Origin of the sequence: Paraburkholderia sp. XV (assembly GCF_020177535.1) — a bacterium.
Classification (GTDB): domain Bacteria; phylum Pseudomonadota; class Gammaproteobacteria; order Burkholderiales; family Burkholderiaceae; genus Paraburkholderia; species Paraburkholderia caribensis.
Genome location: NZ_JAGUUD010000006.1, coordinates 1 through 24011, shown reverse-complemented (window position 1 = coordinate 24011; position 24011 = coordinate 1). Strand labels below are relative to the sequence as shown.

The 24011-nt window shown below is 59.8% G+C and carries 20 protein-coding genes; 11 read left to right on the top strand and 9 right to left on the bottom strand.

Annotation, left to right across the window (positions count from 1 at the left end):
* Positions 1–10 precede the first annotated feature (10 nt).
* Together KFO72_RS04960 and KFO72_RS04955 are read left to right on the top strand one after the other, a co-directional pair.
* Complete coding sequence (locus KFO72_RS04960; protein ID WP_225031538.1) at positions 11–2518, top strand: cation-translocating P-type ATPase; 2508 nt, start codon at positions 11–13, stop codon at positions 2516–2518.
* A 33-nt stretch (positions 2519–2551) separates the two neighbouring features.
* Complete coding sequence (locus KFO72_RS04955) at positions 2552–3217, top strand: hypothetical protein (protein WP_224099520.1); 666 nt, start codon at positions 2552–2554, stop codon at positions 3215–3217.
* A 25-nt stretch (positions 3218–3242) separates the two neighbouring features.
* Here KFO72_RS04955 and KFO72_RS04950 read toward each other — a convergent pair whose 3' ends face one another.
* The gene (locus KFO72_RS04950) at positions 3243–4202 is read right to left on the bottom strand and encodes a universal stress protein (protein WP_060606364.1); all 960 of its coding nucleotides are present in this window, start codon (positions 4200–4202) and stop codon (positions 3243–3245) included.
* Positions 4203–4435: 233 nt separating this feature from the next.
* Between KFO72_RS04950 and KFO72_RS04945 the strand changes: the two genes are divergently transcribed.
* Together KFO72_RS04945 and KFO72_RS04940 are read left to right on the top strand one after the other, a co-directional pair.
* Positions 4436–5086 carry a BON domain-containing protein gene (locus tag KFO72_RS04945; RefSeq protein ID WP_054935009.1) on the top strand — a complete coding sequence of 217 codons (651 nt, stop codon included), beginning with the start codon at positions 4436–4438 and terminating at the stop codon, positions 5084–5086.
* Positions 5086–5439 carry a BON domain-containing protein gene (locus tag KFO72_RS04940; protein WP_225031537.1) on the top strand — a complete coding sequence of 118 codons (354 nt, stop codon included), beginning with the start codon at positions 5086–5088 and terminating at the stop codon, positions 5437–5439. Before KFO72_RS04945 ends, KFO72_RS04940 begins: the two co-directional genes overlap by 1 nt.
* A gap of 80 nt (positions 5440–5519) precedes the next feature.
* On the opposite strand, the gene KFO72_RS04935 is transcribed toward KFO72_RS04940, so the two are convergent.
* Complete coding sequence (locus KFO72_RS04935; RefSeq protein WP_225031536.1) at positions 5520–6062, bottom strand: hypothetical protein; 543 nt, start codon at positions 6060–6062, stop codon at positions 5520–5522.
* A gap of 221 nt (positions 6063–6283) precedes the next feature.
* A complete protein-coding gene (gene mgtA, locus KFO72_RS04930; protein ID WP_224099524.1) occupies positions 6284–8953 on the bottom strand; it encodes a magnesium-translocating P-type ATPase in 2670 nt (889 codons plus the stop codon).
* 463 nt (positions 8954–9416) lie between these two features.
* Here mgtA and KFO72_RS04925 point away from each other — a divergent pair, with 463 nt between their 5' ends.
* Positions 9417–9722 (top strand): DUF485 domain-containing protein, encoded by a 306-nt coding sequence (locus KFO72_RS04925; RefSeq protein WP_054935006.1) that lies wholly within the window; start codon positions 9417–9419, stop codon positions 9720–9722.
* A complete protein-coding gene (locus KFO72_RS04920; protein WP_054935005.1) occupies positions 9719–11380 on the top strand; it encodes a cation acetate symporter in 1662 nt (553 codons plus the stop codon). The genes KFO72_RS04925 and KFO72_RS04920 overlap by 4 nt, the downstream gene beginning before the upstream one ends.
* Positions 11381–11783: 403 nt before the next feature.
* On the opposite strand, the gene acs is transcribed toward KFO72_RS04920, so the two are convergent.
* Positions 11784–13682: an acetate--CoA ligase gene (gene acs, locus KFO72_RS04915; protein WP_225031616.1), complete on the bottom strand. Its 1899-nt coding sequence runs from the start codon at positions 13680–13682 to the stop codon at positions 11784–11786.
* A gap of 452 nt (positions 13683–14134) precedes the next feature.
* On the opposite strand from acs, the gene KFO72_RS04910 reads away from it, so the two are divergent.
* Entirely contained in the window at positions 14135–14338 is a 204-nt protein-coding gene (locus tag KFO72_RS04910) for a hypothetical protein (protein WP_054935004.1), read from the top strand.
* Between the two features lie 195 nt (positions 14339–14533).
* Here KFO72_RS04910 and KFO72_RS04905 read toward each other — a convergent pair whose 3' ends face one another.
* Complete coding sequence (locus tag KFO72_RS04905; RefSeq protein WP_054935003.1) at positions 14534–15004, bottom strand: CreA family protein; 471 nt, start codon at positions 15002–15004, stop codon at positions 14534–14536.
* Positions 15005–15436: 432 nt separating this feature from the next.
* Between KFO72_RS04905 and KFO72_RS04900 the strand changes: the two genes are divergently transcribed.
* Positions 15437–16378: a DnaJ C-terminal domain-containing protein gene (locus tag KFO72_RS04900; RefSeq protein ID WP_225031535.1), complete on the top strand. Its 942-nt coding sequence runs from the start codon at positions 15437–15439 to the stop codon at positions 16376–16378.
* A gap of 6 nt (positions 16379–16384) precedes the next feature.
* Complete coding sequence (locus tag KFO72_RS04895) at positions 16385–16702, top strand: chaperone modulator CbpM (RefSeq protein ID WP_054935002.1); 318 nt, start codon at positions 16385–16387, stop codon at positions 16700–16702.
* 70 nt (positions 16703–16772) lie between these two features.
* Here KFO72_RS04895 and KFO72_RS04890 read toward each other — a convergent pair whose 3' ends face one another.
* From KFO72_RS04890 to KFO72_RS04875, 4 genes are all read right to left on the bottom strand, one after another.
* Positions 16773–17039 carry a hypothetical protein gene (locus KFO72_RS04890; protein ID WP_082670447.1) on the bottom strand — a complete coding sequence of 89 codons (267 nt, stop codon included), beginning with the start codon at positions 17037–17039 and terminating at the stop codon, positions 16773–16775.
* A gap of 228 nt (positions 17040–17267) precedes the next feature.
* Positions 17268–17747 (bottom strand): lecithin retinol acyltransferase family protein, encoded by a 480-nt coding sequence (locus KFO72_RS04885; protein WP_054935001.1) that lies wholly within the window; start codon positions 17745–17747, stop codon positions 17268–17270.
* A 506-nt stretch (positions 17748–18253) separates the two neighbouring features.
* Complete coding sequence (locus tag KFO72_RS04880) at positions 18254–21118, bottom strand: AAA family ATPase (protein ID WP_054935000.1); 2865 nt, start codon at positions 21116–21118, stop codon at positions 18254–18256.
* A 174-nt stretch (positions 21119–21292) separates the two neighbouring features.
* The gene (locus KFO72_RS04875; protein ID WP_225031534.1) at positions 21293–22060 is read right to left on the bottom strand and encodes a BON domain-containing protein; all 768 of its coding nucleotides are present in this window, start codon (positions 22058–22060) and stop codon (positions 21293–21295) included.
* Positions 22061–22443: 383 nt separating this feature from the next.
* Here KFO72_RS04875 and KFO72_RS04870 point away from each other — a divergent pair, with 383 nt between their 5' ends.
* Positions 22444–23085, top strand: a complete 642-nt coding sequence (locus KFO72_RS04870; RefSeq protein ID WP_060606382.1) for a LemA family protein — start codon at positions 22444–22446, stop codon at positions 23083–23085.
* Positions 23082–23933: a TPM domain-containing protein gene (locus KFO72_RS04865; protein WP_225031532.1), complete on the top strand. Its 852-nt coding sequence runs from the start codon at positions 23082–23084 to the stop codon at positions 23931–23933. The genes KFO72_RS04870 and KFO72_RS04865 overlap by 4 nt, the downstream gene beginning before the upstream one ends.
* The last annotated feature ends 78 nt before the right edge of the window (positions 23934–24011 follow it).

The following is a 24011-nucleotide window of genomic DNA, read 5'->3' as shown; positions in this document are numbered from 1 at the left end:
GCGCCCGTTCATGAGACGCGAAGATACGCCATCGGAGGCGTTCGTTGACGATGGTGCAACTCGATCGACACCCGGCGCGAACCCGGCCATCGGTCTGACGACGGCTGAAGTCGCCGCGTTGCGCGTCGTGCATGGCCGCAATGTGATCGCTTCGGCCTCGCGCAACCTGTGGTGGAGCACGGTGCGCGACGTGCTCGCAGAGCCGATGTTTGTGTTGCTGATCATTGCGGCGGTGCTGTACGGTCTGTTGGGCGATACGCCGCAAGCAATGACGCTGCTTGCTTTCGTCGTAGCGGAAGTCGCGCTGACCATGTTCCAGAGTCATCGCACGGCAAGCGTGCTGCGCGCGCTGCGGGACCTGTCGGCGCCGCGGGCTCGCGTGCTGCGCGATGGAACACGGACTTCCGTGTCGGCGGTGGAACTCGTTCCCGGGGATGTCGTTTTCGTCGAAGAAGGCGCGAAAGTGCCTGCCGACGGCCTGCTCGTGGAAGCGCACGAACTCAGCGTGGACGAGTCGCTGCTCACGGGCGAATCCATGTCTGTCGACAAGTTCGCGGGCTCGCCGGACGGCCCGATGCCCGCCACCATGCCGAACGTGCTGTTCTCGGGCACCATGGTCGTCAGAGGCCAGGGTTGCATGACAGTGACAGCAATCGGCGCAAAGACCCAACTGGGCCAGATCGGTACGCAACTTGCCGACGTGAAAGAGACCCAGTCGCCCCTGCAGCGCGAAATCCGCACATTCGTCAGGCGTTTCGCGACCCTGGCAATGCTGATCTGTGCGTTGCTGGTTCTTGCCTACCGCTGGCGCACGGATGCGTGGCTGCCGGGACTGCTGGCGGGAATCACGCTTGCGATCAGCATCCTGCCCGAAGAGCTCCCCATCATCATGACCGTCTTCATGGCACTGGGCGCGCGCCGGATCGTCAACGAGGGCGTGTTGACGCGGCGGCTCAGCGCGATCGAGACGCTCGGGCAGACCTCGGTGCTGTGCGTCGACAAGACGGGCACGCTGACGCAAAACCGTATGTCATTGCGCGTGCTGTATGCGGACGGCGACGAAGCCTGGATCAGGAGCGACGCGCCGGAAATCAGCCCCGTATTTCATGAACTGATCGAGTATCTCGTGCTGGCAAGCGAGATCGAGCCCGTCGACCCGATGGAGCGCGCGTTTCACGAGGCGGGACAAGCATACCTTGCCAATACGGGCCGCTTGCACCGGCATTGGTCGCTCGTGCAGGAGTATGCGTTGACGCCCGACTTGCCTGCGATGTCGCACGGGTGGCAGACCTCCGATGGCGGCGATCGTCTGGTGGCTTGCAAGGGCGCACCCGAAGCGATCTGCGCATTGTGCGGAATGTCTCCTCACGACGCGCAAGCGGTGCTCGAGCGTGCGACGCGGATGGCGGAGAACGGATTGCGTGTGCTCGGGGTGGCGCGAGCACGGCATCGCGGCGAGACATGGCCCGACAGACAGCACGATTTCGATTTCACGTTCGTGGGGCTCGTTGGCTTGCTCGACCCCGTGCGCCCGGAAGTCGCGGGCGCGATTGCCGAATGCAAGGCGGCTGGCGTGCGTGTCGTGATGATTACGGGAGACTATCCGTCGACGGCGCGCGCGATCGCCGCGGAGGTTGGCATCGATACCGCGCGCGTCATGACGGGCGCCGAACTCGTCGCCATGGACGACGCAGCTCTGCAACGGGTGATACGCGACACGAGCGTGTTTGCGCGCGTGACACCCGAGCAGAAGTTGCGGCTGGTGAATGCATTCCGCCGCGCCGGCGAGGTGGTCGCCATGACGGGCGATGGAGTCAATGACGCGCCGGCACTCAAGGCCGCGCATATTGGCATCGCGATGGGCCGGCGTGGCGCCGAGGTGGCACGCGAAGTTGCGTCTCTCGTACTGTTGCGGGACGACTTCACGCCGATCGTATTGGCCATTCGTCTCGGCCGGCGCATCTACGCGAATCTGAAGCAGGCGATCAGCTTTTCGGTGGCGGCGCACTTGCCCATGATCGCCGCCGCGACGATTCCCGTTCTCGCCGGGTGGCCGCCGCTGCTCGGCCCGTTGCATATCGTGGCGGTCGAGATGATCATTGCGCCCGTTTGCTCGATCGTCTTCGAGAATGAGCGCGAAAAGCCAACCGTCATGCGCGAACCGCCGAGGCGCGCCGGCGAGCGCCTGATGACCAACCGGGCGCTCGCGGCCAGCGTGGCGATCGGATGCGCGGTAGGCATTGCCGTGGTCCTGGCGTATGCCTCGATGTTGTCGGGCGGATTCGACGCAGTCGCCGCACGCACGGTGGCCTTTCCAATGCTGGTGTTGGGCAACGTCGGCATCATGCTGGCCGTGCGCCTGCTGGCGAGAGGGACCGTGCCACGTCATCTGCGGGATACGAATCCATACGGGTTGGCCGTCGCGGGTTTTGCGCTGATCGCGCTTTGTGTGCTGCTGATGGCGCCCGCGATAGCGCGTGTCTTTGGTCTGTACGCGGTCCTGGCGTGGTCGGGCTGAGTCAGGCGAACGCGTATAGGTGAGACGACTGACGTGAAGTATCTGTTCATCCTGTTCGCCGCGGTGTTCGTGTTGAACCTGATTCCCGCGTTCGCGCCGCCGACCTGGCTCGCGATGTCCTGGATCGGGTTCCAGCGTCCCGAAGCCAATCCCTTCCTGGTCGCGCTCGTCGCGGCCTGCGCGGCAACCTGTGCGCGTCTGGTGCTCGCGCGCAGTGCGGGACGGCTGGTGCGCAGCAGATGGCTGCGCGAGGCGGACCGCGAGAATATCGACATACTGAAGTCACGTCTGAGTCGGCACAAGGCCGCGATGGCGGGCGCCTTCCTCCTTTACGCGTTCAGTCCGCTGCCGTCGAATTATCTTTTCATCGCGTATGGGCTGATGCGCGCGAATCTCTGGCTAATAGGCGTGCCTTTCTTCATCGGGCGCGTGGCAAGTTATGCGGCATGGGCCAGTCTCGCGCAGTGGGTGCATGGTCTTATCGATCCAGAGTCTGAGTTCGAGGGCACGTTTTTCAGCCTTTATTTCATAGCGTCGCAACTCGCGACGATCGGACTGGTTGTGCTCTTCGTCCGCCTGGACTGGAGCTTGCTGCTTCACGAGCGCAGATTGCGGCTGCGGCCTTCGCGTTGGCGAAGGGAGGGCGTTGGGGAGCGGACGAGCAAACGTCGCCTGTCGGCGCGAAAGAAGGCGCCGTAGAAGCCCGCCAGCCGGCATGTTCGGGCTAGTCCGCCGTCGCTTCGCCGCTACGCGCAAGCAGCACCGGCGTATCCACGAGGCGCACGGTGCGGGCGGCCACGCTGCCGAGAAGCCATCGCGCGATACCGCGTCTGCCATGCGTGCCGAGAACGAGCAGGTCGCCATTCCATTCCGCCGTGTCCCGTACGATTGCGTGCGGAACATCGTCGTGGGTGGTATGCGTCTTGATCAGGGCAGTCTCCGCGACGCGGCCCTGATCGGCGCAGATGCGCGCGGCCCGCTCGAGCGCAGTGTAACCCTGCTCCAGATATGCGCTTTCCAACGTCGCGGCGGCACCGTCATCGAACAGATGGACGGCCCGGTCCACGACGTAGACCGCGCGCAGCAGCGCATCTGGGGTAGCTATCTGGAGACCCGTCTGCAAAGCAGCGAGTGAGCATGCGCTCCCATCCAGTGCAAAGACCATACGCGCGGGGGGCCGGTCCGTAGGAACACGGCAATCCTCTGGCACCAGCAGCAAAGAGCAGGTCGCGCGCTGCGCCACCGGCTCCGATACGGTACCTTCGATCCAGCGCAACAGACCATGGTGATGCCGCATGCCCATCACGAGCAGATCCGCATTCCAGTGCGATGCGGTAGCGAGCAGTGCATCGGCCGTATTGCCGCTATGTACGGAGAGATCGACCAGTCCAAACTCCAACTCTATCCCGGCGAACATCGCTTCAATTTTCGCAAGCGCGGCGCGGGCATCGCCGATGATCTCATCTCTCGCCGCGGCAAGAAAACCCTGAGTCGTCGCGCCGAGAGGAAACAGCGTGCGCGGGTTCTGGGCAACCGTTACGAGCCTGATTTTTGCACGGTCGGCGAACAATGCTTTTGCATATTCGGCTGCGCGCAGTGTTGCCTCCGAGTCATCCACGGCCAGCATAACGCGCCGAAATGCGCTCTTTGAGGCCGTCGTGCCAGGGTTCGATGTTTGCGCCATGATGCTCCTCCGTTTCAGTCCGCACTTCGTTGATAGATTCTCCGTTCAGCGAAGCGTGCCCAATTGATCCTGGTCAAGTTCTAGTGCACCACGCCGCGCCGGCACTTCCCTGAGGTGAGTTCGTTGCCACGCGGTGAGATTGATATCGATCAATTGTGCCCGGTTTGTGGACGCTACGCTGAGAGCGTGGAGTGTTCAGTGCGCCGCAAATGGATTCCAGGAGGGCATTGGTTATGAAGCCGGATAGTCAACTGCGTCAGGAAGTGGAAGATGATCTGGGCACCAATCCGGCAATCGACGCGAACCGGATAGGCGTCGCTGTTGTCGATGGCATCGTCACGCTTTCCGGACAGGTCGCGGACTATGCGCAGAAGGTAGCTGCCGAGAAGTGCGCTCTCAAGATTGCCGGCGTCGCGGCCGTGGTCACGCACATCGACGTGCGGCTCGCCGAAAGCAATCGTCGTACCGATGAGGACATTGCGTTGAGCGTCAGAGCGGTGCTCGACTGGATCTCCGGTCTCGAAGAGGATGCCGTCAAGATCAAGGTCGAAAAAGGCTGGGTGACATTGAGCGGCGAAGTCCAGGACGGCTACCGGAGTCACATCGCCGAGAAAAACATCGAACATATGCGGGGCGTCACAGGCGTGACAAACGACATCAGGATTTCCGGCTCGGTGTCTCCCGTCGATATCGAGTACAACATCCGCAAGGCAATCCAGCGGCACACGGACCGTGAAATGAAACACCTGGGCGTGCAGGTCGACAAGGGGAGCGTCACGTTGACGGGGCGCCTGAGCTCTCTTGTGGAGCGCTCGATTGTTTGGGGCGCGGCGCGCTCTACACCGGGTGTGAAAACTATCATCGATCGGCTGGTGATCGGCTAATGAGTAGGTCCACTGTTGCACCTGCGTCTGCATTCAGCGCTGTGGAGCGTGCGATTCGTGCCATTGGAGACGAGGAACGCAAGGTCCTCGTCCGCCTGAAGGCAGGCCGCACTTTCAACGATACGGTGCATCAGGGACTCGCCTCTGGAATCGTAGTCGCTCTGTCGTCTGTCGAAGGTTTGTCGCCTCACAGCATCAGTGTTGAGGTCGAGCGCGGGAGCGTAACGCTTACCGGAAACGTGGATCGCGACGTCCAGCGAGCCGCGATCGAGACGGGAGCGGGAGGAATATGCGGAGCGGAAGAACTCAACAATCCGTTTAACCTGGGCGGGCGTTCGCCACTCGCTTCTTGACGGCGTGAATCGCTGAGAAAAGCTCTGAAACCGCGATTGAACGCTTGGCGAACGTTCTCATGCGTGTAAAAGAACGGTGGTCACGCGCGGGTCCAGGAGATCCGACGAATAGGGTAGCGATGGCGCGCGCGGGCACGCGGCGCTCTATCTCTATGGATCACCTTCGTCTCATGCTCGGACTGAAATGCGCGCAGAGGCGGGGTGTGCGAAATGGGGCCGCCGCCGTTCTGTTTCCTCCTCGCTTGCGATCCGCTATTTTCCGTATGTAGACGCCGGGCGACGGACGGCGCGAGCACATACGGAGGTTTAAGTCGAGCCGCGAATACCAGGCCACCGGGTAGCGGGCGTGACCTGTCCTTGCCGACGACGCGGTCAACCAGGCCAAACAGATTCACAGCGTTGCCCAGGCGGCGAACGTTTAGAGGTCCGGCGGTGAAGGGACGCCGCTCTTCAGTGGGCACGTTGGCATGATGGATCTCTATGTGGCAATGGTTTCCTGTATCGTCCAGTTCGATGAAGACGTCGTATGCACCTGCATGGCGCCGATGTCTGCGGTAACGAAAGCAGAATCGGGCTGGTTCGTCACGTCGGCGCTGCGCGGAAGGGATTTCGATCGGAAGCATGCGATCTCCTGCCAACAGGGGTTTTCCAGGGCGCTACGTCTCTGTGGCTTTCGTCATTCATTAAGCTTGCGTCTCGACCTTTGTGGGTTGACGCATATCAACTATTGGCATCTGACTCGGGAAGTCGGCCATACATGCGCGGGCTGGCGTGGTACGCCTGACAGGCACCGTAACCAGCCTTGCGGAGAAGACGAACGACCGCAATGCGGATCTTGCGCAGGTCAACTCAGTCCGAAACGCTTGATAAACCACGTTTTCATCAAATGCGTGAGCGTCATATAGCCAAGCAGAATCAGCATCAGAGCTGGCCAATACGCCCACGGCAAAGGGGTGAAGCCGAGCACGCGGCCAATCGGGGTAAATGGCAGTACGACGCCCGTCGCGGCAACGAGCAGGGTCGTTGCGAGCAGGGCAGGACTGGCGCTGCTTTCGATAAATGGCATCTTGGCGGTGCGGATGATGTGAATGATGAGTGTCTGCGTAATCACGGATTCGACAAACCAGCCGGTCTGAAATAGAGCAGGGTTGTCCCACGCGTTGAACATGCGCAGCATCATGAAATAGGTGGCGTAGTCGAACAGCGAACTCACCGGACCCATCAATAGCATGAACTTCATGATATTGCCGAGATCCCACCGGCGCGGTTCGCTCAGATACTCCGGGTCGACGTTGTCGGTCGGTATGGCCGTCTGCGAGAAGTCGTAGAGCAGATTGTTCGTGAGTACCTGAATCGGCGCCATCGGAAGGAATGGCAACATGATGCTGGCGCCTAGTACGCTGAACATATTTCCGAAGTTCGAACTCGCACCCATCTTGATGTATTTGGTGATATTGCCAAACACTTTCCGGCCTTCAAGAACCCCTTCGCCGAGCACCGCAAGGCTCTTCTCGAGCAGGATGATGTCTGCCGATTCCTTCGCGATGTCGACGGCGCTGTCGACCGACACGCCCACGTCGGACGCCTTGAGCGCGGGACCGTCGTTGATGCCATCACCAAGGAAGCCCACGACGTGCCCCTTGCTGTGAAGTGCGTCGACGATAGCCGCCTTTTGCGAAGGCGATACCTTCGCAAAAACCGACACCTGTTCTGCCAGATCGGCCAGTTCAGCGGGGGAGAGCAGTTCGATCTCCCTGCCGAGCACGATCCTGTCGACAGTGATGCCGACCTCATGGCAGATCTTGCGAGTGACACGGTCGTTGTCCCCGGTGAGTATCTTGACCTGCACGCCGCTGGCCTTTAACGCGGCGAGCGCCGCAGCGGCGGTCTCCTTCGGTGGATCGAGAAACGCGATGAAGCCAAGCAGCGTCATCCCGCATTCGTCGGCGACGGAATAGATGGTCTGTTCAGGCGGTATTTCCTTATAGGCGACTGCCACCACACGAAAGCCATCGGCGTTGAGCGCGTCGGTGATCTCCTTCGTAGCGGCGTAGTGGCTTTCGTCGAGCGCACCCGTATCGCCATCTATTGCGAAACGTGTGCAAACAGAGAACATCTCTTCGACCGCGCCCTTCGATATCACGATATGAGCGCCATCGTCCCGCGCGAGGACGACCGACATTCGCCTGCGCTCGAAATCGAAAGGCATCTCGTCGATCTTGATGTAGTTCTCGTGAGCCTTGAGTTGCTCATGAAGTTCGACGTGCTTCAGCACGGCCACGTCGAGCAGATTTTTTAGGCCCGATTGATGTGCGCTATTGAGGTAGGCATATTCGAGTACGCGATCCGATTCGTTGCCGTGAATGTCGAGATGACGTTTGAGGATGATCTTGTCCTGAGTGAGCGTTCCCGTCTTATCGGTGCATAACACGTCCAGCGCGCCGAAATTCTGAATCGCGTTCAGGCGCTTCACGATTACCTTCTTGCGGGACATGTCCATTGCGCCTTTGGCGAGATTGACTGTCACGATCATCGGCAGCATTTCCGGCGTGAGTCCCACGGCGACGGCGACGGCGAAAAGCAGCGCGTCGAACCAGTTTCCTTTCGTCACACCATTGATGACGAGAACGAGGGGAGCCATGACCAGAATGAAGCGGATCATCAGCCACGTGAACCGCGTGACACCTTTGTCGAAGCTGGTTTGCACGCGCTGCTCCGCCACTACGTCGGCAATGCGTCCGAATATCGTTGTCTTGCCAGTCGATACGACCACGCCGCAACCCACGCCACTGATGATCGCAGTGCCCATGAAACAGATGTTCGACAACTCGAACTCGGATTCCACGGGTGTCTGGCAAGGCTGTGCAGACTTTTCAAGCGGCATCGACTCTCCTGTCAAGGCCGACTGGTTAACGAAAAGATCGCGCGCGGAGATCAGTCGCAGATCGGCGGGGACCATGTCCCCCGCTGACAGCAATACGACGTCGCCCGTCACAATCTGCTCGATGGGTATTTCGATTTGCGTCGAGCCGGGTCCTTTCGTTTGCCGCATTACCGTTGCAGTCGTTCGCACCATTTTTCGGAGTGCGTCAGCGGCCCGATTCGACCGATGTTCCTGGATGAAACTGAGTGACGTGCTGAGAACGACCATTACGCCGATCATGATCGCGGCCCGCGGATCGCCGAGCGCGTAAGACGCGATTGCAAGAACGAGAAGCAGCAGATTCAGCGGATTGAGCGTCCGTGCCGCGAGTTCGTCGATGAATGTGTGGTGTACTTCATGAAATACGCGATTGGGGCCTGAGATGCGAAAGCGACGGTCGGCTTCCTCGTCTTCGAGACCGGCCCTCAGGCTGTGCACTCGTTCCAGAGCGTCGTCTGGAGAAACACGCGCTAGCTCGGCTAGTGCGTCCGCGCCTGCATGTGTCTGGTGGGCCACGCCACGCGACGAACGCCGCAAGCGCGCCAAAAACGATGGGATATCTCGGGTGCTGTGTTTGCCGGCTGTTTGCATCGGGGCACGTTATCGATGAATGAGCATCGACCGATTTCGATTGGAAAAGATCACGTTCACCGTTTGCGCACTCGTGACCGGTACGGTCAGAGCTTGAGGTCGACGTATCGGGATCCGGTTGACTTACGTCAATCGCGACGCTGCATTGCCGTCTAATTATCAACGTCACATCGGCGCGAGAGGGCCGGCACAGCGTAGTCAGACAGCGTCGATGCCCGCAGGGAAGCGCGAATCTTCGTGTAAACCCCGGCGCGAGAAGTCATACGCCGTAAGAAGCGGGTAAGCGGGTGCGTTTAACGTAACACCGAGCGCATCAGAACAACGACGCATCGAACCGCATGCGCGAATGCATTGCACCACATCCCTAGCGGGACCCGAGGTGCCAATAGATGCCCCTCGTCACGACTACGGCCGGAAGAGGGTGCTTGTCAGTCAGCGGAAGCTTTCCATGCAGGAGACGAAGATGGATCTGAAACTCGCAGAAAAAATCAAATCGAGCGCGGCATACCGCGAACTGGTGCGAAAGCGCTCGAGGCTTGGGTGGACGCTGACCGCCCTCGTACTCGTCGTCTATTACGGCTATGTTCTGTTGATTGCATTCGACAAGCAGTTTCTTGCTGCAAAGATGGGCGCAGGTGTGATGACATGGGGGATGCCGGTTGGTCTATTCGTCATCGTGTTCACGGTGGTCGTCACGGGGTTCTACGTACGTCGCGCCAACAGCACATACGATCAGCTTACCGAGCAGATCAAGCGGGAGGCAGCATGAACGCACGACGTCTTCTCGCGCTCGCGGCGCTGTCTGTCGTCTCATTGCGCTGTTTCGCTGCTGGCGCAGACATGGGGCAGACGGTCAAACAGGCTACCAACTGGACCGCAATCACGATGTTCGTCGTATTCGTGGTCGCGACACTCTTCATTACCAAGTGGGCGGCGAGACGAACGCGCTCCGCTGCGGAGTTTTACACAGCAGGTGGCGGCATCACCGGCTTTCAGAACGGACTTGCGATTGCCGGTGACTTCATGTCGGCTGCGTCGTTCCTGGGCATCTCGGCGGCCGTCTATGCAAACGGCTATGACGGTCTCATCTATTCGATCGGCTTTCTGGTGGGCTGGCCGATCATCACATTCCTGATGGCTGAAAGGCTCCGCAATCTCGGCAGATTTACGTTCGCCGATGTTGCGGCATATCGCTTCAAGCAGGCCCCGATCCGCGCGTTCGCCGCTTCGGGCACGCTGGTTGTCGTGGCGTTCTATCTGATCGCGCAGATGGTGGGTGCAGGGCAGTTGATCAAATTGCTGTTTGGTCTCGAGTACTGGATCGCCGTGGTGATCGTGGGCGCGCTCATGATGGTGTACGTGTTGTTCGGAGGCATGACGGCAACCACCTGGGTGCAAATCATCAAGGCATGCCTGCTCCTTGCCGGTGCTTCGTTCATGGCGTTCATGGTGCTGTGGCAGTTTCATTTCAGCCCCGAAGCGCTGTTTGCGAAGGCCGTCGAGGTGCACGAGAAGAAGGCATCTATCATGGGCCCCGGCAATTTCATCAAGGATCCGATATCGGCGATCTCGTTCGGAATCGCGCTGATGTTCGGCACAGCGGGGCTGCCGCATATCCTGATGCGCTTTTTTACCGTGCCGAATGCGAAGGAAGCGCGCAAGTCCGTGTTCTGGGCGACGACATGGATCGGTTACTTCTACATTCTGACCTTCATCATTGGCTTCGGCGCGATCGTGCTGGTGAGCACGAATCCTGTCTTCAAGGATGCTGCGGGCAAGCTGCTGGGCGGGACAAACATGGCTGCTGTGCATCTTGCGAGTGCTGTAGGCGGGAACGTGTTTCTCGGCTTCATTTCCGCTGTTGCGTTTGCGACGATTCTTGCAGTCGTCGCGGGTCTCACACTCGCCGGCGCATCAGCTGTGTCGCACGATCTGTATGCGACCGTCTTCAAGCATGGTAAGGCACCGAGTGTGAACGAGCTGTTCGTTTCGCGCGTCACGACGGTCGTGCTGGGTATCGTAGCTGTCGTGCTCGGAATCGTGTTCGAGAAGCAGAATATCGCTTTCATGGTTTCGCTGGCTTTCGCTGTTGCCGCGTCGGCCAACTTCCCGGTGTTGTTCATGTCCGTGCTCTGGCGCGGCTGCACGACGCGCGGTGCAACCATCGGCGGCTTTCTCGGGCTGATATCGGCCGTGTTGCTGACGGTTCTCTCGAAAGCAGTTTGGGTTGACGTGTTCCATTTCTCGAACGCGCCTTTTCCTTACGCGTCGCCGGCGCTCTTTTCGATGGCGATGGGTTTCTTCGGCATCTGGCTTTTCTCGGTGACGGACAAGTCCGCTCGCGGCCGCATTGATCAGGCCGGATTTGAGGCGCAGTCGGTACGCTCGGAGACTGGCATCGGAGCGGTGGAAGGCGCGAGTCACTAAACCAGAGCTTGCGACTGGTAACGCTGCTCAGGAATCAAGCTTGCAACTGGCGACGGGTTGACTCTGGGTGTGCATCCTTCCCGCAAGAAAGCCCCCGTGCGGCAAGTTGTCCCCTCCTTTGCTGGAGGGGCTTTTTTTTATCCAGCGGGAACGAGGATTCAGGAGGCGATTTATTGGCGACGAAAAGTGCTGAGCTTGAATGGGGATGAGCGCAAGAGAGATTCCACACACGCACAGGGCGGGATTTCTATGACGATGCCGTCTTTGCGGACAGGTTGGCGGGGCTATTGAGTCAGGCTGCCACGATCGCAGGTCGATCGTCTGTGTGTGTGCAGATGGAGACGTACGAATGACCGTCCGGTCGAGGCGGACCGGGCGGTCGGCATCCGTGGATAGCGCGTGCTTACGTGTGTTGACTGAACTGATGCAACACGGCCGGATTCTCCACGGTAGACACGTCCTGCGAAATCGCTTCGCCTTTTGCAACGGAGCGCAACAGCCGACGGACTACCTTCCCGGAACGCGTCTTTGGCATGCTGTCGCCGAAGCGGATCTCCTTGGGCTTGGCAATCGCGCCGATCTCTTTACCGACCCACGCGCGAAGTTGATCTGCAATCTGCTTTGCGTCGCCGTCAGCGGGACGTGGGCCTTTCAGCACGACAAACGCGACAATAGCTTCACCACTTGTCTCGTCCGGCCGGCCGACGACAGCTGCTTCGGCAACAAGCGGGTTCGCAGTCAGCGCTGATTCGATTTCCATCGTACCCATGCGGTGGCCGGAGACGTTCAGCACGTCGTCGATTCGACCGGTGATGGTGAAATAGCCTGTCTCGGGGTCGCGGATCGCGCCGTCACCGGCCAGATAAAGGTTGCCGCCCAGTTCCGGTGGATAGTAGCCGTGGCGAAACCGCTCCGGATTGCCCCATATGGTACGCAGCATCGACGGCCACGGCTGCTTGATGACGAGCAGTCCGCCTTGTCCATTGGGTAGTTCGACGCCCGTTTCGTCGACGATGGCAGCGTCGATACCCGGCAGCGGCAACGTACACGAACCCGGCACCAGCCGCGTTACACCAGGCAACGGCGCGATCATGTGACCACCCGTTTCGGTTTGCCAGAACGTATCGAGCACAGGGCACCGTCCGCCGCCTACTTCTTGCGCGTACCATTGCCATGCGCTCGGATTGATCGGCTCGCCGACTGTGCCGAGCAGGCGCAGCGAGGACAGGTCGAAGCTCCGGGGATGCACGCTTCCATCCGATTCCGATGCCTTGATCAGCGAGCGGATAGCAGTTGGCGCTGTGTAGAAGATGCTGACCTTATGTCGCGCGATCATGTCCCAGAAGCGTCCGGCATTCGGCCATGTTGGTACGCCCTCGAAGATAACCTGCGTCGCGCCGACGGCTGTCGGGCCGTAGCAGATGTAACTATGGCCCGTTATCCAGCCGATATCCGCTGTGCACCAGAACACGTCGTGCGGCTGGATATCAAATGTCCAGTTCATCGTCACCGACGTCCACAACAGGTAGCCCGCCGTACTGTGCTGCACACCCTTAGGTGTGCCCGTCGAGCCGGACGTATACAGCACGAACAGGGGATGCTCGGCCCCCACCCATTCGGGTTCGCAGGTGTCCGGATGCGCCTCTTCGATCTCGTGAAGCCAGCAGTCGCGTGTCTCGTCCCATAAGATGGACCCGCCTGTACGGCGATATACGACTACGGTATGGACGTCGTCTGTGCCGCCCATAGCGAGCGCTTCGTCAACAATTGACTTCAATGGCAGGCTTTTACCACCGCGCATCTGTTCATCGGCTGTAATGACGGCAACCGCGCCCACATCGACCATCCTCTCGTGCAGCGATTTTGCCGAGAAGCCGCCGAATACGACCGAATGTGGCGCGCCGATACGGGCGCAGGCCTGCATCGCGACGACACCTTCAATGGACATCGGAAGATAGATCATCACCCGGTCGCCCAGACCGATTCCGCGCTCGCGCAAACCGTTGGCGAACCTGCAGACACGTGCATGCAATTCCAGATACGTGATTGTCGTAACGGTACCGTCGTCTGCTTCGAAAATAATTGCAGTCTTGTTCGCATTGCCGTTGTCCAGATGACGATCCAGACAGTTGTACGACGCGTTCAGCACGCCGTCGTCGAACCATTTGAAAAACGGCGCATTCGATTCATCCAGCACCCGGGTAAAGGGACGCCGCCAGGTCAGGTGCTCGCGTGCGAGCCGTGCCCAGAATCCGAGGCGGTCGGTTTGCGCTTCGTTGACGAGCGCTTCATAGGCGGGCATGCCGTCGATAGCCGTGCCCCTCAGAAGCGGCAGATCTGCGGGGTCAGGCCGGTATGTGCTCGCATGGGTCGTGGACATAATCTCCTCACGTGGATGTATGGAAAGAACAGCCAGGCGCGCGTCCCAATCCATGCCGCGTGGGGCAATTGATCATGCCGTACGGTTTGATTGTCTTTTATCTGTGCGGAGCGGGGGCGATTTCGGGCATCCCCACCAGTGTGATTTGTGGCGGAGGGGAGCGGTTGATTCAGATCAAGCAACAGGATTTGATTTGGGAGTTGGCCCCAGTCCGGGTCGGGCGCGATGCCGCCCGATTTTGCGTTGATCCAGATCAGTTGTGTCGACGGTTTCATCACTATGCTGAGACCCAGGCCGCGAAGGACGTGCCGCGATCAAAGCCGTGATCCAGCATCGTTACGCCGCGATTCACACTTCACACGCGGAGTGAGTTTATGCAGATTAGAGTCGACATCAAAATGCTTGAGAAGGCCGCATTTGTCACGCATGTCTTCATTGCGATCGTGCTGTTTGCTGTCGTGATCCACCTGAACAAACTTGATTTCATGACACACGCGGAGACCGAGTCGGAAATATTCGCCGACGCCTATACCTCGACGTGTCTGCTTTCAGAGTTCAACGCGTGCACCTCGCTCTAGGGGCTAACGACGCGGGGCACTTAGCGTAATGCGCACGCGGCGCTCGTGAACGCGAGTTGAACCACGCCTGCCTGGATCATCTAGTTCTTTTTCCGATTGCTCGAAGGCGGACGAAGTCCGACCGTGCGACTCGTCGAGTGGAGCCGTATGGCCCCGGCCGATGCCGATGGATTGGTGCCGTGAATTCCTGCGTCTTTATTCTTCGGTCGGTCTTCTACGTACTGGTAACCGGATCACGTCGACGTGACCCGGCAGATCCCCCGCCAATTCGTTTTCCGTGTAACTGAAATACAGGACCGTCAGTCGGTTCGGGTCCAGAATCCGGAATATATGCAGGAGACCAAAAATCGGGTCGACCGTAGCGTCGAAAACCTGGGCTTGGTGAGGGATCTTGTTAGGCGTCTCCAGCTTGCCCACCTGGTGACAGGAAACTTCAACGTCAGGCGTAGGCGCAGCGCTACCGCCAAAACCATTTTCATCATGAGATCTGGAAACGTAGCAGGTCACGCCTTTCAAGAGCGGGTCGTCGTAGGCGGATACCCTGATCTGCCCGCCATAGCGATGGGAGTGAGTCGCGATTCTCGCTAAATCCTCGCCATGAACTGGAAACGCCGCGCACGGCAACAGTGCGGCCAGAATCCAGGAAATCGAAAAGTGACGTGTCATGGCGTGTCTCCTACGAAATCGCCTGGCTGGTTGTGTAGTTGTTTGAGCCAGATTACGAGCACACATGCAACCGTCATTGACCGAAGTCAACGGGAGCCGATCCTGAGATGCACTTACTCTCGGGCATGCCGGACAACGCCGCGCTTATTACCAGACTGATTGCCTTCGTGGAAAACCCCTTTACTACGTCGATATCGGCGCGGTGGCACATTCCCGCGCGGTGGACGCCCCGGTGAAGCGGCTTGAATGCGCCCACGGGAAAACTGCAGCAATATTGCCGGGTGAGCGCTCCTGCGCGGCAGGCATGATGCAAAGCAATCGCCTTGTCCAGGGCGCCAGTTCTGCTCGTGCTGCGGTACAGTTAACGCATCGCAAATGACTGGCGCGGATCAGGCGTGCTGCCATCTCCATCCCTTATGGGTGTGCCCCGAAATGAAATACAAGGACTATTACGCGATCCTGGGTGTGGAGCGTACCGTGACTCAGGAAGAGATCAAGCGCGCATACCGCAAGCTCGCGCGCAAATATCATCCGGACGTCAGCGGGCACAGCGACGCGGAGGAACGCTTCAAGGAATTGGGCGAGGCCTATGAGGTGCTCAAGGATCCGGAGAAGCGTGCAGCATACGATCGACTGGGAACCCAATGGCACAGTGGCGAGGATTTCCAGCCTCCACCGAATTGGGATGAAGGGTTCGAGTTCAGTGGCGCGGGTGACGAAGCTGGCGCGCATGCCGACCTCAAGGATTTTTTTGAAGCCATGTTTGGCAGCACCCGAGCGGCGCAGACACGGCAGGGGCCGTCCCGGGCGACGGGGCAGGACCACCATGCCAAAGTGTTGATCGATATCGAGGATACCTATCGGGGAGCACAGCGCACGATTTCGCTGCAATTGCCTGTCATCGACGATCAAGGGCATGTTTCGCTGCAGTTGCGTACGCTGAACGTTTCCATTCCAAAGGGCATGCGAGCAGGCCAGCACCTGAGACTGGCGGGCCAGGGAGGAGCCGGAGTGGGAGCCGGACCGGCGGGGGATCTCTATCTGGAAATTGCGTTTCAAGCGCATCCGCGCTTTCGTGTAGATGGAGGCGATGTCTTGCTCGATTTGCCGGTGGCACCTTGGGAGGCGGCGCTTGGCGCACATGTCACGGTGCCGACGCCCGACGGACTGGTTGAAATGACAGTGCCAATGGGCTCGGCGGGCGGCAGACGCTTGCGGCTGAAGGGCAAGGGAATTCCGGGGAATCCGCCCGGTGACCTGTACGTGATCTTGAACATCGTATTGCCGCCAGCCGACAGCGAGCCAGCCAAAGCTGCTTACAACGCCATGCGGCAGGCGTTTAACTTCGACCCGCGTGCGCGGCTTTATGGGTAGTTCACTATGAAAGAATTCGAGCCAACCTGGCTGGCGGGCCAGATCGTCGATGAAGGCGTTGAGTTCACTCTCGTCGAACTGAGTCGGACAAGTGGTGCATCGGCAGAGGAAATAACCCTTTGGGTTGCCGAAGGCGTGTTTGATCCGAAGGGAGCGGGACCGCAGGAATGGCGTTTTAGTGGGGCTTCGCTGCGTCGCGCGCGCACTGCCTTTCGGCTGGCTCGCGATTTTCAGATCAACGCGCCGGGTATTGCGCTCGCCCTGGATCTGCTCGACGAAATCGACGCTCTAAAGACAGGTTCGCGGCGCTCGCCCGGCAACTGAACGAACCCTACCCATTGGACGACGGGTCGACAATCCTGACGCTCAAATCGGTCGGCAGAATCTGGATTTCCTACGCATTCGGATTTCCTCGCCCGCAACATCTACCTTTGGGGCGCATGTTTTTGAGCGTGTTCAGGCGGGCGAGAAGCTCTTCCGCCTGCTTTTCGATTGCGCGATCGCTTACGTAACCGCTCACGGCTGTCCTTAACCTTTCGGCCCAATAAGCCGGATCGCCAACGGGCGTCTGCGAGGAAAAATATCCGCGTGTCTGTTCAAGCAGTGCAATAGCTGTTCTGATATGTGCAAGCTCGCGCTCAAGTTCACCGTACAGGCTCATTCTCGACCGTGCTCCCTTACAAATTGGTGCGAGTCAGTTCTTGCCGACATGTTGCATTGCGGCGGACTGTATTGACTTGATCGGTGTCAATGCGCCCTGAAGCTGGATAACGACTGGCGACGCGGCTTCGGAGAGGCCATTTTGCCGGACGATCTTCAACTGCTTTTCGTGACCGGCTGATGAGGCGCGCACGTTGATCGGGGCCCGCTTTTTTTCCTGACCCGCGATTCAGTTGAGGGAGACGGACGCAGCAACCTCCCATTGCCTGCCCAGCACAAATACGACCAGCGTCGCGAGCACGACCACTCCGTGTGCCGGGTTGCGGATGCATGCCCGGACCTGTTCGCTTTTGCCATGCCCGAACAGACACCATAGACAGAAGTGTTCGCAATTGTTGGTCAGAAGCCGATAGTTGCGTTCGCCGAGGCGTGACACTGCACGGTGCACGGCGGCAAGGCCCGCATATTTCGCAAAAGGATGGGAGATCACCTCAAAACCGAAACCCGCCGCAAACTGGTCGATCGAGACGATTTCAACGGGGCCACGGCACAGGCGCCGGGAAAAGCCCGCGTAGTGGATAACCTTTCCGTCTCCGATATAAATGCCATGGTGGACATAACCCGGACGCCGCGTGGCCAGATGTACCCCGCGCGGCAGGTCGGGCTGGAACGCGTTGTTTGCGTCCTGTACATGATCACGTTGGTTCATGGCTGGCTCCTGCGCAATGAGCTGGTTCCTGCTGGTGCCTGGCCATGCCGTCCACACAAGAACACAGGCTACAGCTGGACTGAAACTCAGCTTGATGACGTGCCTTTAGTATTGGTAATGGCGCATTCGGCAACAATCGGCCACGGCTGGACTTGCCATCCGATATCTGGAAGCGATATCAGAACTGTCTGATACCGGGAGAGGGATGCTCTGAGCCTGGAGGGGAGTCGAGGTCTCGCGCCCCGTCATTGATGGGTGCGCCAAAATTCGAACGGTACGATGACCCACCTGCCTTCAAGACAGGTCGGTGCGTTGATACCTGGTTGGTAGATACACGACCTGAATGCGGCGACACCGACAGGTGGACTTCGTAGTCGACAGCCTCGCCGCTTCACGGCAGCGCCGGTGCGTTCTGGACGCCGCTTCCCGTGTAGCTCGAATAGCGGCCTGGCAAGTCCGCGCCGCACAACCATCGTGCAGCGCAGGCTTGTCCATGCACTGTCGGATCACGGCGTCATATCGCGCGGGCCGGTGCGCGGGCTGCGCTTACGCACTGGCGGCTTGCGTTTCTTGCCGGCCTCGCTGTCCCCGGATTCTTCGGAACTGGCGGGGATCCTGGCCTTCTCGTGCCTGCCGCCAGGTTGCGCAACGAGCTCGAACGCTGCCGAGTCCTGCTCTGCGTCGAAGCGGCAGGAAATCCTGCTGCCTTCCTTAATGCGCCCGTCGAGCATTTCTTTCGCCAGCGGATTCTCGATAACCTGACGGATGCGTCGCTTCAGTTCCCGTGCGCCATACTCGGGCCGATAGCCTTCGAGCACCAGCTGCTCGACGATACTGTCGTCGAACACCAGGTCGATATCCTGGCTCTTTGCCATACGAGCGACGTGTTCAAGCTGCAGCCGGACGATCAAGCGAATCTGGGCTTCCGTAAGCGATTCGAAGATGATGATCTCGTCGATCCGGTTCAGGAATTCAGGCCGGAAGTGCGAACGCAGCACGGTCATCACGCCGTCGCGCATCGTGTCGCCCGCGTCGCTCCTGCGGCCTTTGCTCCTTTTGCTAGCGCCATTGCCATCACCTGGCAAAAAGCCTGGCCCGCTGCGCCTGGTGCCCATGATCACATCGGAGGCCAGATTGCTGGTCGCGATGATCAGCGTATTGGCGAAGTCGATCACGCGACCTTTGCCGTCGGTCAGGCGGCCGTCATCAAACACCTGTAGCAGGACGTTATAGACGTCCGGATGCGCTTTCTCGACCTCGTCGAGCAGGATCACACTGTGCGGGCGGCGCCGCACCCGTTCGGTCAACTGGCCGCCTTCTTCGTAACCTATGTAGCCCGGGGGCGCGCCGATCAACCTCGCGACCGCGTGCCGCTCCATGTATTCGCTCATGTCGACGCGCACGATGGCGTCTTCATCGCCGAAGATGACCTCGGCGAGTGCCTTTGCCAGCTCGGTCTTGCCTACGCCGGTCGGACCGAGGAACAGGAACACCGCCACCGGACGGTGACCCGCCTGGAGGCCTGCGCGGCTGCGCCGAACCGCATCGCTAACCGCGGTGATCGCCTCTTCCTGGCCGATGACGCGCTCATGCAGCCGGGCTTCGAGTTTCAGGAGCTTGTCCTTTTCCTCCTGGGTCAGGTCGGCGACGGGAATGCCCGTCATCCTGGCGACGATCTCGGCCACCTGCGTGGTACTGACTTCGGCGCTGCTCGAACTGACGCGGCGCTTCCAGATCGCGGTAGCGTCTGCCAGCTGGGTTTCCTTCGTGGCAAGCTGTTCGGCGAGTTCTTTGGCGCGCTCAAACTGCTTGCGCGATGCCGCGTAATCCTGTTCGCGCCGGATCTGTGCGATTTCAGACTCCAGTTCGAGGATCTCGGCGGGGCGCGAGGTCGACGACAGATGCACGCGCGCGGCTGCCTGGTCGATCAGATCGACCGCCTTGTCTGGGAGAAAGCGGCCCGTGATGTAGCGGTCCGATAGCTCGGCTGCCGAAACGAAGGCGTCATCGAGTATCGCGACCTTGTGATGTGCCTCGAGGCGGTCCCGCAGACCCCTCAGGATGCTGATGGTCTGCTCGACGGTTGGCTCGCTCACCAGCACTGGCTGGAAGCGACGCTCGAGCGCGGCGTCCTTCTCTATGTATTTCTGGTACTCGGCGAGGGTGGTCGCGCCGATCAGATTCAGCTCGCCCCGCGCCATCGGAGGCTTGAACACATTGGCGATGTCGAGACCGCCTTCGCCACCGGCTTGTCCGGCACCTACGATCGTATGCACCTCATCCACGAACAATACGAGTCTGTCTTTGTGCGCGGCGATTTCGTCCATCACCTGCTTGACGCGCTCTTCAAACTCGCCGCGATACTTCGAGCCCGCAACCAGCGAGTTCACATTCAGTTCGACAAGCCGTTTTTCACGCAGCGTCTCCGGTACATCGCCGCTGATCATTCGCTGCGCAAGTCCCTCGACGATCGCGGTCTTGCCGACACCCGGTTCGCCGATCAGCACCGGGTTATTCTTCTTGCGCCGCGCCAGTACTTCCGCCAGCGTTTCGGTTTCCTTCGAGCGACCAATCACCGGATCGAGCTTGCCTTCGCGTGCGAGACGTGTGATGTCGCGGCTGTATTTGTCCAACTGCGGCGTGTCGCTCGCGGGCTGGGGACCGGCTTCGTCCGTACCGGCAAACTTGATCGCCTGCTGGCGCAGCACCTGAGGCGTGAGCCCGTATTTCATCAGTAGATCACCAGCAAAGCTGTCGGTCACTTCGGCGAGTCCGGCCAGCATGTGCTCCGGCCCGACATAGCTGTGCCCAAATTCGCGCGACGCCATGAACGCGCGCTCAAGCGCGCTCTTCAATCGCGGCGAGACAGCGATCTCGCCATCGGTTCGCCTCGTCGCTGCTTCTTCCTTTAGCGCATGCTGGTCGATGTACGCCTGGAGATCCGCGCCGGAAATCTTCAGGCCGTTGAGAATGCGTTGCACGGCGTCGCTGTCGACGAGTTCGTATAAGAGATGCTCCGTGTCCACTTCATGCCTGCCGAACTGCACTGCGCGTTCTGCAGCGCGCTGCAGGATTTCCCGTGCCTGGTCGCTGAAGTGTTGCTGCAGGTTCACGCCATCCCGTTCGACTGCGGAACTGGCCGGCAGAGCACCCCTGGCTGGTTGCCGCGGCGAAGGTCGATCGCCGAAGAAGTCGTCGAACAGGCCGCCACGGAACAGTGACTCGAGCGGCGACACCTGACGCTGATGGCGTGTGAGTTGCGCGTAGTGATAGTCGCAAACGTCCAGCTGTCTGCGTTGTCCGTTCTGTACAACCGCGACGCGCACGGACGCGGGCCGGGCGCCGCAGAGATCGCACATGTGTTGCGCCATAGTCTGTCTCCTTGAAGTGTCCTTTGGCTGTCTGGCCGGAAGCTGCACCACACCTGGCGCAGATCGATAGGACGATTCTGGGCCGCGATTTGCCGCATGATTTGAGATCGATCAAGAAAGGGGAACGCCGCGGTTGAGATACCCCAGGCGTGATATCGCTTCGAATCGCAACGATCACGTCGTCACATGCAATTCATCGCACAGCCTGCGCACTTCCGGGTGACCTCGTGCGGCAGAGCACGCTACAGCACGCCCGCTGATGCACGGCAGCCTCCCGCGCAAATAGACGGTTCCGTCCCGCACTTCGACTTCGATTGCGTCTGCTTGCGCCTGCGCGGCAACCTGCAGCGCCGTGCGGATTCTCCGTAGGACTTCCATCTCAACCTGGCGGTCACTGACACAAAGCTTGTTGCATATCGAAGTCAGGCCATCGAGCGGTTCGAGGACCTGTTCGGCTAACCGCTTCTGGTACGACCAGTCAACCTGTCCCAGCAGCGTGACGCTTCCGTCGCGCACGCACACATTCACCGAGCCCGGCGGCAGGCATGCTTTCCACTTGAGGGCGGCGAGCGCGGCGTCGCGTATTTCGTCGTCGGTACGGCGCAACGGCCCAGGTATCTGAACGGTCAGGTCTGATGTCACACCGCAGACGCCTGGTACGGCTTCGGCCGCAGCGCACGTGGCGATCATCGCCGCGTAGCGCGACACCGTACCCCGCAAGGTCACATTTCCATCGCGCACGTCGACACATACGGGTTCCGTGCATAACGAGGGATCGCGCCGAATGACGTCAACTATCGAATTGGCTAGTTCGAAATCTCGAGGCGAGATGCGAAAGGTTGCCGTCGGAGTCATGTCCAGTTCCTGTACCTTGGAGACCTTATCCTTGACACTGACGCAGTGACGACAGGCAAGCCAGTTATGCAACCCTGTGTATGTCACTGAAAAACGCGTGAGACAGTCCTGTGCCTTGCCGTGGTCTCGAATCCTGGTCGATTTTGAGACTGAATAAGGCGGGCCATTTGATTTTCATCAACAGTTATGGATTGAAGCTGGTCGCTCAGATTTTAAGCGTCCTGGTAGCGGCGGCACGGGGAAGAGGTTGGTTCCTGCAGCGATATCGGCCACGATGCCCCCTCGTACGGTCCAGCCGTTACCGGCGAAACCGGCTCTGACAGCTGGTGCCGTGCGAGTTCGTAGCGAGCTTGACCTGCGTCAAATACAGCAGTCTGCCTCGACGTAGCCTGAAGCTGCTGCCGCTGTGGCGACTTGCGGCGCAAGGTCGGAAACGACGATAGACGGGCAGAAGAAGAACCAGGAACCGGATGGAAAACAGGAACACTCCAATGCGCGCAATGTTGACGTGGTTAATGGCAATCGCTGTGCTGGGAATCTCCGGCTGCGGCTACAACGCTATTCAGAGGCAGGACGAACAGGTGAAAGCGAGCTGGTCGGAAGTACTGAATCAGTACCAGCGTCGCGCCGACCTCGTTCCCAATCTCGTGAATACGGTCAAGGGCTACGCCAGCCAGGAAAAAGATGTGCTGACGCGTGTGACGGAAGCCCGCGCGGGAGTGGGGTCGGTGCAGGCCAGTCCGGAGCTGATCAATGATCCGCAAGCATTTTCGAAATTTGAAGCGGCGCAAGCCCAGTTGACGAGTTCGCTATCAAGGCTGCTGGTCGTGTCCGAGAACTATCCGCAATTGAAGTCGGATGCAAATTTTCGCGACCTGCAGGCGCAACTCGAAGGAACCGAGAACCGGATCGCCGTTGCGAGAAACCGCTACATCAAGGCAGTGCAGGACTACAACGTGACAGTGCGCTCGTTTCCGTCCAACCTGACGGCGAGTGTCTTCGGGTTTAAGGAGAAGCCCAACTTCTCGGTGTCGAACGAAGCCGCAGTTTCCCGGCCTCCGCAGGTTAATTTCGAAGCGGCCCCGGCGCCGGCGAGCGGGGCGACCAATTGAACATCCTGAAGGCAGCGCGGACAGTACTACTCGCGCTCATTCCATTCTGGTCATCAGTCGCAAGTGCGGATGTCGGAATCCCTGCTTTGACTGCGCGGGTCACCGACGAAACAGCAACGCTCACGACCGAACAGCGGGCTTCGCTCGAGCAGACACTGCAGGCGTTCGAAGCGAAGAAAGGAAGCCAGATTTCCGTGCTTATCGTGCCAACGACACAGCCCGAAACGATCGAGCAATATTCCATGCGTGTTGTCGAGCAGTGGAAACTCGGTCGCAAGAACATCGACGATGGCGCACTCCTCATCGTCGCAAAAGATGACCGGACGCTTCGCATCGAGGTTGGTTATGGCCTCGAAGGCGCTCTCAACGACGCGACCAGCAGCCGCATCATTAATGAGGTGATTGTCCCGAGATTCAGGCGAGGCGATCTGTATGGAGGCGTGTCGGCCGGCGTCAGCAGCATGATGAATGTCATCAGCGGCGAGCCATTGCCAGCGCCAGATACGCAGACGCGAGGGGACGCCGGGAGCGTCAGGGGCTATCTGCCCGTACTCTTCGTCCTGACGCTGGTTGCGGGTGGAGTGCTTCGTTCGGTGCTCGGGCGCCTGGTGGGTTCAGTCGCGACGGGTGGCGCTGTTGCGGTGGTCGCATGGCTGTTGTCGGGGACAGTTCTCATCGCAATCGTCGCCGGTTCGATTGCCCTGGTTTTTACCCTGTTGGGGAGCGGGTTGGGGGCGTTCGTCGGGGGGCGTGCCATTGGTGGCGGCCCCGGTAATGCGTCCGGCCGCACGACGTTTCGCGGCGGCGGCGGCGGCTTTGGCGGCGGTGGAGCCTCGGGCAGGTGGTAGCCATGGGAATCAAACGGATAGTGAGACACCTGCTCCTCACGCGGTGGAACGTAAAGGTTGCCTTCCCTCCGCGCACGC